This is a genomic window from Alkalihalobacillus pseudalcaliphilus (genome assembly GCF_028610675.1).
Taxonomy (GTDB): Bacteria; Bacillota; Bacilli; order Bacillales; family Bacillaceae_D; genus Alkalihalobacillus; species Alkalihalobacillus pseudalcaliphilus.
Map to the genome: position 1 here is coordinate 166809 of NZ_JAQQWS010000003.1, position 13905 is coordinate 180713.

Below are 13905 nucleotides of genomic sequence, written 5' to 3' on the forward strand. Positions count from 1 at the left end.
CTATTGCTTAAGCACTCGTTAAGCGATATCTCGGTTGCGATATCCCCATATTCCAATCACCGTTAACAATAAAGAAAGAATACTAACGACAATTAGTACAGGGTAACTAGGATTGTCACCGAGTAACTTCAGCATATGTGAAATTATAGATAGTTCGGACCATATATCCAGCATATCTATCAGTCCACCTAAATAAAACATAAGAAAACAATAGACAAGATATAACCAAACCAACGGGCTCCATTTAGGTAATAGTCCAATAAGTAATACAGCAAAACTAATAAAGAAAAAGAGCATCGGAATAAATGAGAAAGCAACTTTTAATATCATCGTAAAATCAAGAGCCTGCTCCATGACCGCATTACCAGTCGCCCATATTCCTATTAGAATCGTAAACTGCAACACGATACTAGCGACAAAAGCTGTACACAAATAGACGACAAGCATATGGACCCGTGAAACAGCTCGCGAATAGAAGTATTCCGCACGCAGCTTCGTCTCTTCTCCTTTTAAACTAAAAATGATGAGTACAACAGGAACGACTGTGAGTAAAGACATCATCGCAAAGAGCATTTGAATAAATTCATTCGTTAGATCAGCACCTTCATCAATAAATGCTTGGATAAAATCTAATTCTAAATAATAACCCTCCAAATCTCCAAGTATCGCACCAAAGCTTGCACTAAAAAGGAAGAGCATGGCAAACCAAATCAACAATTGAGTTCGTTGCATGCGCCATAAGAAGCCAAGTGGTGTTTGTAAGAAACGCGATGCTTTCTCCTTACCTTTCTTTTCACTAATCATGCCTGATCCTAAATCTCTCCTTACATGTAAAAAGAAAGCGACTAACACAAGCACTAGTCCTACAATGAGTAACAGGAATGTTGGCCACCAATCATTCTCGATAAATACGCCACTGCGAACAACCCAGCCTAGTGGTGATAGCAATGAAAGCCCTTCTGCATCAACATCACCAACGGCACGTAATAAATAAGCAAATACAAGCACTAAAAAGGACCACTGTAATGTCGTTCTTGACGTACTAGCTAACTGAGCAAAAACAAGTGTGACACCACTAAAAAACAAACCCACCCCTGCCAAAATCGAGCTATATAATAAAGACGCCTGTAACGAAAACCCTTCTATACCTAACGCATATAAACCTATTCCCACAACTGAAAGTAAACTCACATTCACGAAGACCATCACGATAAAAGTAGCGAATAAATAGGCTAGCCTTCCAACTGGTAACGAGTTGACTAATTCCAATCGTCCATCCTCTTCATCTGCTCTTGTTGAACGAATCGTTAATAAGATATTCATAATGGCAACAGCTATAGCTGTGAACAATAACATTTCATGGGCAAAAATCGCTCCAACACTCAATTCTAAAAAGTCAGCAACTTCATAACCTACCCCAAGCATTGCCACCATTGCTGGATTTTCCATCGTATAAGCAAATGCTTGTTTGGCTTGGTCATCACCATATAAATCTGGATAAGCCATGGCAACTGACAGTGTGACAAGTGTCAGACCGATTATCCATAACAGAATTTTTAAACGTTGTTGCTTCAAAATGAAAAAGATCAGGTTCTTTACGCCATAGAAATAGTGACTACCCACGAACTCGCCCCTCCCTCTTCATTTTTTGGGCATCATCTTCATAATGCCTCATAAATAAATCTTCTAATGCAGGTGGTTTACTTTCTAGTTTGGTTAAACCAAATGAACTGATATAAGCCATCACATCCTCTAAGTGCTCCGTGTCAATTTGAAAGGAGAAAGCATGATTATCTTTTCTTACATCATGCACTCCTTGTAAACCTTCTAAGTTTGTCACCTCTCTTTTCGTTTCAATGGTCATTTGATTTCTCGTTAGGTGCCGTAGCCCCTCTAATGTTCCTGTTTCAATGATCTCCCCTTTTCTAATAATCCCGATCCGATCACATAGTTTCTCGACTTCAGATAATATATGACTTGAAAGTAGAATCGTTTTTCCTGCTTCTTTTGCTTCCAGAACACATTCCTGAAATGTTTGCTCCATCAGAGGGTCCAAACCAGAAGTAGGTTCATCGAGAATAAATAAGTCGACATCTGAAGAAAAGGCTGATACTAACGCTACCTTTTGTCGGTTGCCCTTTGAATACGTACGACATTTTTTGGTTGGGTCTAATGCAAATCGTTCAATGAATTCCTTTTTTCTCTGCTCATCCTTTTTTGCTCCTCTTATCTTTAAAAACATATCGATGACCTCTCCACCAGACAAATTTGGCCATAAATGAACATCACCGGGAACATAAGCTAACCGCTGATGAATTGGTACAGCCTGCTTCCAGACATCTTGATTAAAAATAGTGGCATGACCCGAACTGCCTTTCAAAAGTCCCAGTAATACCCTAATGGTTGTTGACTTACCCGCACCATTTGGACCAATAAATCCAAATATTTCCCCTTCCCTCACTTCTAAATTGACATCCTTTAACGCTTGAAACTGACCAAACTTTTTCGAAAGCCCTCTTATTTCAATAACATTCATAAACGTCGACCACCTAACTTTATATTTTATGAAATATTTATACGTTATAATTTCATAATATACATATATGTTAATTTTGACAATATTTTTGCACTAATTTTATTGTTTTATTTCATTATTTTAATTACAATATGTGATGAGGTGAACGTCTATGAACGGATTCGAAAAAAGAAAAGAGCTTAAGAAAAAAAATATCATCGAAGCTGCCTTCAGTTTATACATGACTTACGGTATACAGAAAGTTTCTATAAAAGAGATTGCTGATCAAGCAAACGTATCGCAAGTAACGATTTATAACTACTTTGAAAGTAAAGAAAACCTCACACAAATTGTTTTTAAACACTTTGTCGATTTAGCTTGGGAAGAACAAAAGCAACTCTTAGATATAGATTTACCTTTTAAAGATAAAGTAGAGAAGATTATTTTTACTAAATCTGATTTAACTGAACAAATGACTGAGCCCTTTTTCAGAGATTTTATGCTCGATTATTCAAGTGGCAAAAGTTATGTGGAGAAGTTATATATAGAAGAAGGATTACCTAGGCTAGTCAAGCTATTCCAAGATGGTAAAAAACAAGGTGTTGTGGACGCCTCCATTTCTGATGAAGCGATTTTACTTTATTTGCAAATGTTTAAAGAATTTATGCAAAGAGAGGACATCGCCACAGCCTTGTTACCTATTAGCGAAGACTTTACCAAGCTATTCTTTTATGGTGTTACAGGAGATCATAAAAAAACAACCGACAAGTGATGACTTGTTGGTTGTTCCCAATTCTTATCCGACCATCTGTTTTTGGCTTTCGGCTAATTTCTGTTCGCTTCGTTTAATATCAAATTTTAATAGAATAGAAATAATTAAAGCAACGGTTATTAAAGCGAAGAATACATAAAAGACCGGAATATAACTGCCTGTACGCTCATGAATTTGTGTCACAATAATCGGCCCAAACACGCCTCCCATCGACCATGTTGTTAATAAATATCCATGAATTGCTCCTAATTGTTTCGTTCCAAACATATCCCCCGCAAAAGCTGGTAGATTGGAGAATCCACCTCCGTAACAGCTCACAACTAAGAAAATGAATAATTGGAACAAGATAATATTGGTTGTAAGAGGTAACGTAAAAAAGGCAATCACTTGAATAACAAAGAAAATGACGAACACATTCGGACGTCCAATATAATCAGATAATGCCGCCCATCCTAAACGACCTCCGCCATTAAACACGCCCATCACACCAACCATTGTAGCGGCTGCCGCTGCCGACAAGCCAACGACCTCCTGTGCCATCGGGGATGCCACAGCAATCATCATGATCCCAGCCGTTGTATTTATAAGCATCATCATCCATAACATCCAGAAACGACGTGTTTTGACGGCTTCAAAGGAAGAAAGTTGCTGTAAATCCTTTTTAATAATTTTCTTCCCAGACGCAATATCCTTCTTCATATTAGCCGGCATCCAACCCTCTTCTGGAGGTGCAATATAAAGAGCACCAACAACCATTAAGAGGAAATAACAGGCTCCTAACACATAAAACGTATTTTCAACGCCGACTGCCCCCATTAAGTAATCAGCAACTGGAGCCGTAATTAAAGCCCCCGAACCAAAACCTAAGACGGCCATTCCTGTCGCCAGCCCCCTCCTATCAGGGAACCATTTTACTAGAGTTGATACAGGTGAAATATAACCAATACCTAGACCTAACCCACTCGCAACGCCATACATAGCTAAAAATAGTGGTAATGAATCAATCATGACCGCAAAACCTGAACCAGCTTGTCCAATCCCAAATAAAACAGCGGCTACTAAGGCCGACTTCCGTGGTCCACTTTTTTCAACAAACTTTCCAAAAAAAGCAGCTGACGTCCCAGCAAGGCCCATCATAATTGTAAAAGCTATCGTGATTTCAGACGTACTCCAACCAATATACTCACTAACTGGATTTGTATAAACACTATAAGCATAGGCACCACCAATGGAAAGGTGAATGGAAATAGCCGCTAGTGCAATAAGCCATCTGTTCTTCATCAAGTATTTCCTCCTTTTCGCTATCCAATTAAATAGGAAAACTTTCACCCTCGCAATGAAAGCCCTTACATAAGGAGTATAAGAGAGTTCACTAAATAATGCAATAATTTATTCTTTTATATAAGTTTAGAATACTTCGATTCTAAGTAATTACCTTATTCTATTAACTCATTATCGATTTTATAGAAACAAAGCATATAATGGTATTTTATTCATATTTTTATAAGCTTAGTTACATTGAGATTTACTATAAAAATTCTTCTAATAGTAAAGTATTCATTTTTTTTACTAATCAAAAAGCACTATTTATGATAATAGATATCCCCTTTTATTCCCTTAAATGTTAATATAGATATAACTTCTACAATAAAACTCTACTAATTAAGTAATAGGATAATTTTATAAATTAATTACTAAAATGGAGGTCAATATGGTCAAGGATCTAGGCAAAAAGCTAAACATTATTAGAAAGCATTTACACCTGACAAAAGAAGAGCTCGCTCAAGGTATTTGCCCTCCATCAATTATAAGTTTGCTTGAAAAGAGCAACTTATTTCGCTTAGACCCTGTCATTATTGAACCACTTTGTCAAAGACTCGGGATAGACTCTGCATTTCTAAATAAAGATATCTCATTTTTCAGACAAATGGAAGAAGTCAATCAAGTTTGTGAGCGGATTTCTTATTTCGTTCAAGAACGCCGTTATCAAGAAGCCTATGATTGTGTTTTAGCCGTTGAAAATAAACCTATGTATCAAGAACGTACTCATATTCAAAAATTCATGCTCTGGCGTAAAGCCATTAGTATTAACTATCTATTTAAAGACCAATTAGCAGCGTTAGAACTTCTTGACCTTGCGTTAGAAAAGTCAGATACTACTAGTCGGAATTTCTCGATTTTAGACATGAATATATTAAATAGTAAAGCGATTATTTTGAATGAGCTTGGGGATGTGCAATTATCTTATAATCTTTCGCAAAAGGTGATTTTTTTCATTCATGAAATTCCTTATCAAATCCATAAAGAGACATGTATTAAAATTTACTATAACTCTTCTAGAATCGCCTTTAAGGCCGGAGAAATGGAGGAAGGGTTAAGGCTTTGTCAGCTTGGTATTGACCTTTGTAGAAGAGAAAAAATAAGCTACTTATTAGGTTATCTATTTTTTCAAAAAGCTGAATGCTTAAAGTATGTCGACCCTACAAATAAGCCCAACTATGAGCGTTATTACTTAAAGGCCATTCAATTATTTGAGAAAGAAAATAACTATCAGACAGTCGATCGAATTCGTGAGAAAATGGAAGCTTAGAGGTAGACTATCGACCGAAAAACATTTAAAAGAGCTGCTCCCTAAAGTTACATGTCTAAAACTTTAGGGTTTATTTTATTTCGGTGACTTACACCTAATTCTCTTGCTCCATTGCTATAGCTTTTGTTTGCTGAACTGTTCCACTAGGATGATGAGGGGGTGCATAAATGGAATACAATTTCAAAGGAATTTGACCAGTGTTTGTCACATTATGCCATTTACCTGCTGGTACAAAAATGGCAAATCCCTCTCCTATATGTTGAGCATAAGTTAACTGATCAGCTCGGTCACCCATTTGTACAACTCCTTGCCCTTGCTCTATTCTTAGAAATTGCTCTGTATCTGGGTGCAATTCTAGTCCAATATCATCTCCAACTGGTATACTCATCAGCGTGGCCTGTAAATGTTGTCCCGTCCAAATGGAGGTTCTATACGTATTATTTTGTTTTGTCGCTTGATTTATATTTATGACATAAGGGTTCGGACCAAAATCTGTAGTCCTCCTTGATACGTATGCATTTCTGTTTGATCCATTTAACAAAAGGTGTGGCTGATTATAATTAGTACTTTTTTGAAACCAATAAGGGTTGTAATAATAGTAATTATTGTACATACTTTTCCTCCATAACGAAACCGTTGAGTGATTAAGTTTCACATCAACGGCTATTTTTTACTATACTATGCTCATTCAGTCGTTATAGGTGCCTGTCATCTACTCATTAGTTTCTTCGCCTAAATCTAAGCCCATAGCCGTAGCTATTCTTTTAGGTATATCTGTATTATCTAAAACTCCGTGAAATAATTCTGATTGAGGACCATATGCATAAAGCGGGACATCTACTCCTGTATGTGCATTCGTCGACCAGCCTACATACGCATATTGACTAATGAGTTGGTTAATGTGTATACCCAATCCCTCATCATCAACCTGTGCAAATTGTTGCTCTTCCTCTTCGGTAATCTCAATATGAGCCCATTCCTGCATAACTTCTTTTATATTACTTCTGTCTTCATTAACTTGCTGGGCTATATAAGAACCAGTTGCCTTTACATCATGTAAGATGTCTACCTTTGCTAAATATTCATCGTAACCACCAACAGTCATCCCACCAGTTTCGTGGTCACCTGCCATGACAATTAATGTATTACCATCTTGCTTAGCAAAATCTAATGCGACTTGAACAGCTTCTTCAAATGCGGCTGTATCCGTCATTGCCCATACCGCATCATGTGCATGGCCAGCCCAATCGATTTGACTACCTTCCACCATCAAGAAAAAGCCTTCATCTTTTTTGGATAGATATTGTAGAGATGCTTGTGTCATCTCTGCTAAACTAGGTTCTTTTTCCTTATCTCTATCCAATTCTGGTGCCATAGCTTCTTCAGCAAATAATCCTAAAAGCTGACTATGCCCTCCGTCTAGTGATAATAAGTTATCTCTATCTTCTATAAAATGATACCCACTCATCATCGCTTCTTCAATAAGATGTGTTTCTTCTTGATTTCCACCTTCTGATTTTGGTAGAAAGTTATTTTTTCCTCCCCCTAAAATGACATCTACTTTATGCACTAATTGTTTCGCGATTTCTGCTTCACTTCCTCTGGACTCAACATGAGCTGCAAATACGGCTGGAGTAGCATGAGTAATCGTCGAAGTAGCGACTAATCCAGTTGCTTTCCCTACTTCCTTTGCAGCTTCTAGTATTGTTTTTACCTCCTTGCCATCAGGCGTTACACTAATCATGCCATTATTGGTTTTCTTTCCAGTTGCCATTGCTGTACCAGCTGCGGCTGAATCTGTTACGTAATTATCTTCTGAAAGAGTTTTCATCATACCTACGAGGATAGCGTCAAAAACCGTTTCTTCACCTTTAAAATTCCGATAGTTCGTTGCATAGCCAGTGGAGAATCCATCAGGTATCATAAAAATCACGTTTTTGACTGGTTCATGGTTTTTATCTACAGTATCTCTTTGAGCGGCTGTGTTCCGCTCTTCACCTGTTGTTTCTTTTGAGGCTGATAAAGTTGAGTTAGAGATTGCACCCGTCTGTGGGATTATTAAGAATCCTGCAACTGCCATGACGACCATACAAGTTAAGGCTACTATCCATCCTTTAGATAATTTCATTCTCTTCCTCCTATGTGAGTTAGTATCTTTCACTGATAAGTGTAGCTTGTAACTATTAATCTAATATAAAGCTTAAGTAAAATTAACGTTTTGACTAAGTTAACTTTTATGTTTGAAAGTGTACTTAGGAGCGATAGTCTGTGCCTTGAAGTTAGCAATTAAAAAATCGCCACTACTTTTATCTTTGTTGGTGTTGGAGAGGCATTCGGCTTCGCCATGGACGTTTTGTATAAAAGTTCAATCTCATTTTCAAGATAATTTGACGTGTCGGTCTTTGTTTTTGGTCCAAAAACACTTGGATGCTGGATACTAATCCTGATGAATAACTACACTCTCTTTTCTCTCTTTTTTGGTCGTGGCTGATTGTGCGGTGCGCTGCTTCTTTTAGGGCAAGCCCGTGCGGGCAACATCCAAAAAGCGGCGGGTCTACGGAATAATACGAGCGGAAAAGATAAAGGCAAATTATTTGAATGCCCCGACTTTTACTTCTTTGCCTGGAGCAGCTTGGTATCATCCACTTCTTAATCAGGTAAACGTGCCACCAAAGTAGGATTTCGACCATATTCACGAGTATTATAGTACTTTATTCATGAGCTTATTCTTGAAGTGGAGATTGAGGAAATAGGAATTAATACGGATGAAGAATTTGGTCAATTTAACGAGGCGTTATTAGAGGATGATTTTGATTTTGAAGCTGCAGTAGAAAACTTAGATATAGCTAAAATGAATGACGACGAAAAAGATAATTTTCTTAACATTATCCAGGAAGTAGCCGTTACTTCTGGAGCTGAAGATGTTGAACTATTAGAGCAGTCACTAATAAATTTATTTGATAGCTCTTCTGATACATTTAATGATATTGAAGCTGCTCAAGATGAATTGTTGGAAAACTATATTGAGAAAATAGAATCAGAAGAAAATGTTGTATTTTCAACAATTAACAAACTTATCTTTGGTGAGGATAAAGTCTATGCGTCTAAAGAAAAAAAGGGGAAACTCTGGATAAGTAAGGCTTAAGTAGCGTTTGAAGTATTGAAGTTTCAAAAAAAGTCATAGTAGAATATTTTGGAGCAAACAAAATATTCTGAGGAAATTAAGAAGGAGCATGGCTCCTTCTTTTGAATTACGGATCAAGTTCCTAGAAATATGAATTGAAATAAAACAAGAATATTCAGTTGATTTTATTTATAAAAAAAGTAGGTGATAAGCCTTTTTTTATAAAGAGGGGGGATTAAATGACAGCAGTTGAAGAAATTCATGTGAGATTTCTGAAATTAAAGAAATTGGAGGGAGAAAGTTCAGCAGACTCAATCTTAGAAGTAATGAAGAAACTTGATGAGACAGAGGAATTCTTTTTGAAACTCTCATGGTATTTCCAAGAACCGGACGAATCTTCATTTCAAGTGTATTGGTTATACAAACATTTTAATGATGAGGACCGTACTTTTTGATTTGATTGAACTTCATGTACTCGACGGCATGCTAGCACACACAATCAAACTGAGGAGTCAGACTAAAGATTAAAAAAGATAATCCTGTATAATGATTTTGTTGTTATGAGTTGAGAATGTATGCCTTAAGAAGGGTCTATGATCTTTTTTATGTATCAATTTTCGTGCTCTCGCCCTCTCGCTTAGCTTGAGTAACGGTTTTATTATACGATTTCCTTTTTCACAAAAAAAAGATACCAATCTCTTGAGATCGGTACCTCATTTTGAACTAAACACGAAATTTATCAACGGATTGTGTTAGTTCTTGGGCTAATTCACTTAAATTTTGAGCAGATGAGGATATATCCTCAACCGTAGCTAATTGTTCTTCAGACGCTGCAGCAACCTCTTGGGTGCTTGCTGTTGCTTGTTTGGTTATTTGAGAGATTTCAGTCATGGTTGCCGTTACTTCCTCCGCACCAGCAGACATTTGCTCAGCTGTGGCTGACACACTACTAATGCGTTCACTCAATTGGTGCGTCATTTCTACGATTTCAGCAAAGACTACTTTGGTCTCATCAGCAACATCAACACCTTCACGTACTTCTCCTAATACAGTACTCATTGACTCTCTAGTATGGTTCATTTCCACATGTATTTCTGTAATAATGGATTCTATTTCTTTAGAAGCTAATTGAGATTCCTCCGCAAGCTTTCTCACTTCATTCGCAACAACTGCAAAGCCTTTTCCATGTTCACCAGCACGTGCTGCCTCAATGGCTGCATTTAGTGATAAAAGGTTGGTCTGATCGGCTATTGAGGTGATGGTATTTAAGATTCCTTCAATATTTTTGGAGCGCTCCATAAGTTTACCCGTCACTTCATTGGTTTCTAATACAGCTTCATGAATTTTATTCATTTGTACAATTGTGTTGTCTACGTTGCTTCTGCCGCTATTTGCCTTTGCGAGTGTTGATTCAGAAATGCCATGTACAACCGTTGTAGACTCAGCGACTTCAGAAATCCCCTGTGCCACCTCTTGAACGGAACTGACACTTTCATTTAACATCTCCACTTGCTCATAGGCACCTTCTGCGACTTTTTGAATTAATTTTGTTATCTCTTCTGTTGATTGATTAGATTGAAGCGAACTACTTGCTAACTGCTGAGATGTCGCCGCCGTATTACTAGCACTTGATTTCACTTGCTCAATTAACCTTAATAATTGATTTTTCATCTCGTTCATACTTTGTGTAAGCTCGCCAACTTCATCTTTTGAACGAATCTGTAAATCTTTTTGAGTTAAATCTCCAGCAGCAATCAATTTGACATAAGATGTAGCTTTTTTTAATGGCATACTTACACTAGAAGCGATAAAGTAAGCAATGATTATAATAAGAACAACCGAAGTAATTAATATAAAGATAGCCGAGTCTCGAATGACATCTGCTGCCCCTAATACACTTTCTAATGGTGTAAATAAAAAAACTCCAAAATTCAAAGCACTAAGAGGAGCGTATGTAACTAAGTTCTGCTCTCCTCCGACATCCACCCTTCTCATTCCAGCTTCTGTTTTCCCTATTTCAAATACTTCCATTAACTCATCAGACGCATCCAAATAGGTTGTAAAAGTCCCGACTAATTGGTCATCAGAATGATACTGAATGACATTCCACCTATCCACTAACACGGGGTATGCCCCAAGCTCTAACATGTTTTCAGATTCAAAATACTGACTAATAAGCTCTTGGAAATTTAATGTTGCTGAAACAACACCGACAATTTCATTCTCATCATTACGAACAGGAGCCGCAACAGCCATAATACGCTCTCCCGTTGTCATTGATTCGAGAATATTGGATATGGATGAAACACCTTCACGTGCCATCCGAAAATATTGCCGCTCCGATATATCCAATCGACCAATTTGCTCTGGATCCGTATGTGCTTGGGCAATTCCATCACGGTCACTAAATACGACCGATTCATAAACATCATCTATATTTAATAAATGTGTTAAAGCTTGATTTTGCTCTTCTTGATTTCCCGCATGGAACTGATGCGAATGAGCTAACACTCGTACAGCTTCTAATCGTTTCGAAAGCCATTCCTCCATTCCCATTACGATATTATCAGTCTGAACAGACATCCATTCCTGCTCTGTTGCGATCACCTCTTGGCTACTTCTGTCATACATAACATAAGATGCAATTAGTAGAGGCAGAATGCCAATCAACAAAAAGTAAAGCATAAATTTATGACGTATCGATTTGACTCTTGGTAACTTCGCTTTTTGTTTTCTTGCTTTTATATCTTTATTCTTCTTTTTCACCCTAATAAGTTTCTTCATGGCTTCCTCTCCAATGACAAAATTTATATTTTATTCAGATTTTTCATTACCTTAGTATTTATTTATATCGGCAGAAAACTATGAATATTTTACTACTTTTTTTAAAAAAACTCAATAAATAATAGGTAATTAGAATGATTATATTCATTTCCATCTTAAGGACATATGAATTTATTGGATACAGACGAATAATTATGCTGATTTATCTAAAAAATAACTTTGAACTTTTGAAAAAGGAGCTGAAGAAATGAAGAAACATACGGTCATAAAACTGCTTATCGCTTTCCTTATCCTCGTAACAGCAAGTACCTATTGGTTCACCTTACAAGGCGAAGCACAAACTAGTGATGTACCTGCTTCTTGGTGGAAAAAAGATAAAGATGATTTTCCAGAGTTAAAAGGAGGGCCAGAAAAATTTGAAAGAATGAAAAGACAACAGCCTGTCGACTTAAATACGTTACAACAACGCTATCCAGATACATTTATATTACGTGGTCCCACCAACCAAAACCGAATCGCACTCACCTTTGATGACGGTCCTGATTCACGCTATACGAATCAAGTTTTGGATATTTTAAATGAATATAATGTACCAGCAACTTTCTTTTTATTAGGCTCACGAGCTGTCGCTTACCCAGAAATTGTAGAGCGCATCAATAACGAAGGTCATATTATCGGTAATCATACGTATTTTCACCCTAATTTAGTTGATGAAGGTGATTTAGACACGCTAGAAAGGGAAGTGACAAGAACCGAGGATGCCATTAATAATATTGTTGGTTATCGGACAAGCCTTTTCCGCCCACCTTATGGCTTTTTATACAATGAACTTGTAGAAAAGCTGGCAGATATGCAATACCGTGTCATTGCATGGTCCCTTGATTCATTAGATTGGCAAGAAGAGCCCTCAGACGTAATAGCCAATCGAGTCATAGACGAAATAGAACCTGGAGCCATAATCCTTATGCACGATGGAGCAGATTGGGATGGTGACCGTACCTTTACGATTGAAGCCTTACGTGAAATAATACCGACCTTACAAGCACAGGGTTATGAATTTGTGACAGTCCCTGATTTAGTCGGAATCCCTTACGCCAAATAACGAAAAACCTGCCATGACTAGTGGCAGGTTTTTCGTTATTTTAAGTAATTTAATCAGAGCAATGTCCAATCACAAAAGACATTTCACTTCACTCACTTCAATTTTTCCGCAATCAAAGCAGCAGCTTTTTTGGGATTCAATCGGTAAATTCGATCCATAAGCTTTGCATCTTTTCCAGCTAATACGCGATACTGATTATCTTCCGTCCCTTTTATTATAATTTCTGCAGCTTCCTTAGGTGTAAGGAGCTTTTTCATTTGTTCTGGTGTAGCTTCTTTTTTCTTACCAGAATCGGCACCGGAATTTTTCGTTATATCTGTTCCCACTCCGCCAGGGAAAACGACAGTTACATTCACGTTGGTATCCTTTAACTCCGAATGAAGTCCTTCCGTCATCAACTTAACAGCAGCCTTTGAAGCACCATAAATGGATTGGCCAGGTACCGGAAGAAATCCTCCCATACTTGATATATTTGTAATATGAGCTTCAGGACGTTCTAATAAATGAGGTAAAAATGTCTTCACCATATAAAGTGTCCCATAAAAATTAACGTCCATAACCAATTTGATTTTTTCATAATCTAGTTCATGAACCGGAATAAAAGGTTGAATAATCCCTGCATTATTAATAATGGCATCCACCGCTCCATGAAAATCAATGACTTGTTGTGGTAATGCTTCCACTTCCATTCTTTCTGAAAGGTTCACTTGATGAAGTGAAACTTTCTCCTTCTTTTCACCTGCTGCTTCGTAAGTTCCATTCAAAGCGTCTAGATTTAGATCAACAGCTGCTACACTTGCTCCTTTAGATAGAAGATTTAAAACAAGCTCTCGCCCAATTCCACCACCAGCACCTGTTACAACAAAAACTTTATTTGAGATTTGCATGTAAATCCCTCCAAATAAAAATGATTTAAAATTTAATATACATTTGTTGATTATTTGTAGTAATTAATTAAAATAATAAACATAGCGTATATTATTTTCAATCAGCAAAATCTTAACAAAATGTTGACTAA

The 13905-nt window shown here is 37.1% G+C and carries 12 protein-coding genes; 5 read left to right on the forward strand and 7 right to left on the reverse strand.

The window, feature by feature from the left end:
• Positions 1–18: 18 nt before the first annotated feature.
• Together PQ479_RS09240 and PQ479_RS09245 are read right to left on the reverse strand one after the other, a co-directional pair.
• Positions 19–1623 carry an ABC transporter permease gene (locus tag PQ479_RS09240; RefSeq protein ID WP_047989920.1) on the reverse strand — a complete coding sequence of 535 codons (1605 nt, stop codon included), beginning with the start codon at positions 1621–1623 and terminating at the stop codon, positions 19–21.
• A complete protein-coding gene (locus PQ479_RS09245) occupies positions 1616–2536 on the reverse strand; it encodes an ABC transporter ATP-binding protein (RefSeq protein ID WP_047989921.1) in 921 nt (306 codons plus the stop codon). Before PQ479_RS09245 ends, PQ479_RS09240 begins: the two co-directional genes overlap by 8 nt.
• Positions 2537–2687: 151 nt before the next feature.
• Here PQ479_RS09245 and PQ479_RS09250 point away from each other — a divergent pair, with 151 nt between their 5' ends.
• Complete coding sequence (locus tag PQ479_RS09250) at positions 2688–3287, forward strand: TetR/AcrR family transcriptional regulator (protein ID WP_047989922.1); 600 nt, start codon at positions 2688–2690, stop codon at positions 3285–3287.
• A gap of 24 nt (positions 3288–3311) precedes the next feature.
• On the opposite strand, the gene PQ479_RS09255 is transcribed toward PQ479_RS09250, so the two are convergent.
• Positions 3312–4568, reverse strand: coding sequence for an L-lactate MFS transporter (locus PQ479_RS09255; protein WP_273716949.1), 1257 nt, complete (start codon positions 4566–4568; stop codon positions 3312–3314).
• Positions 4569–4998: 430 nt separating this feature from the next.
• Between PQ479_RS09255 and PQ479_RS09260 the strand changes: the two genes are divergently transcribed.
• Positions 4999–5877 carry a hypothetical protein gene (locus PQ479_RS09260; protein ID WP_047989924.1) on the forward strand — a complete coding sequence of 293 codons (879 nt, stop codon included), beginning with the start codon at positions 4999–5001 and terminating at the stop codon, positions 5875–5877.
• A 94-nt stretch (positions 5878–5971) separates the two neighbouring features.
• Here PQ479_RS09260 and PQ479_RS09265 read toward each other — a convergent pair whose 3' ends face one another.
• Entirely contained in the window at positions 5972–6490 is a 519-nt protein-coding gene (locus PQ479_RS09265; protein ID WP_047989925.1) for a cupin domain-containing protein, read from the reverse strand.
• Positions 6491–6589: 99 nt separating this feature from the next.
• Positions 6590–8005 carry an alkaline phosphatase gene (locus tag PQ479_RS09270; RefSeq protein ID WP_273716950.1) on the reverse strand — a complete coding sequence of 472 codons (1416 nt, stop codon included), beginning with the start codon at positions 8003–8005 and terminating at the stop codon, positions 6590–6592.
• Between the two features lie 606 nt (positions 8006–8611).
• Here PQ479_RS09270 and PQ479_RS09275 point away from each other — a divergent pair.
• Positions 8612–9022 carry a hypothetical protein gene (locus PQ479_RS09275; RefSeq protein WP_047989926.1) on the forward strand — a complete coding sequence of 137 codons (411 nt, stop codon included), beginning with the start codon at positions 8612–8614 and terminating at the stop codon, positions 9020–9022.
• A 218-nt stretch (positions 9023–9240) separates the two neighbouring features.
• Positions 9241–9456 (forward strand): hypothetical protein, encoded by a 216-nt coding sequence (locus tag PQ479_RS09280; protein ID WP_047989927.1) that lies wholly within the window; start codon positions 9241–9243, stop codon positions 9454–9456.
• Between the two features lie 268 nt (positions 9457–9724).
• On the opposite strand, the gene PQ479_RS09285 is transcribed toward PQ479_RS09280, so the two are convergent.
• Entirely contained in the window at positions 9725–11785 is a 2061-nt protein-coding gene (locus PQ479_RS09285) for a methyl-accepting chemotaxis protein (protein WP_053070484.1), read from the reverse strand.
• 247 nt (positions 11786–12032) lie between these two features.
• Here PQ479_RS09285 and PQ479_RS09290 point away from each other — a divergent pair, with 247 nt between their 5' ends.
• Positions 12033–12887, forward strand: a complete 855-nt coding sequence (locus tag PQ479_RS09290) for a polysaccharide deacetylase family protein (protein ID WP_047989928.1) — start codon at positions 12033–12035, stop codon at positions 12885–12887.
• A gap of 92 nt (positions 12888–12979) precedes the next feature.
• Here PQ479_RS09290 and PQ479_RS09295 read toward each other — a convergent pair whose 3' ends face one another.
• On the reverse strand, positions 12980–13774 hold the full coding sequence (locus tag PQ479_RS09295; protein WP_047989929.1) for an SDR family NAD(P)-dependent oxidoreductase: 795 nt from the start codon (positions 13772–13774) through the stop codon (positions 12980–12982).
• Positions 13775–13905 lie beyond the last annotated feature (131 nt).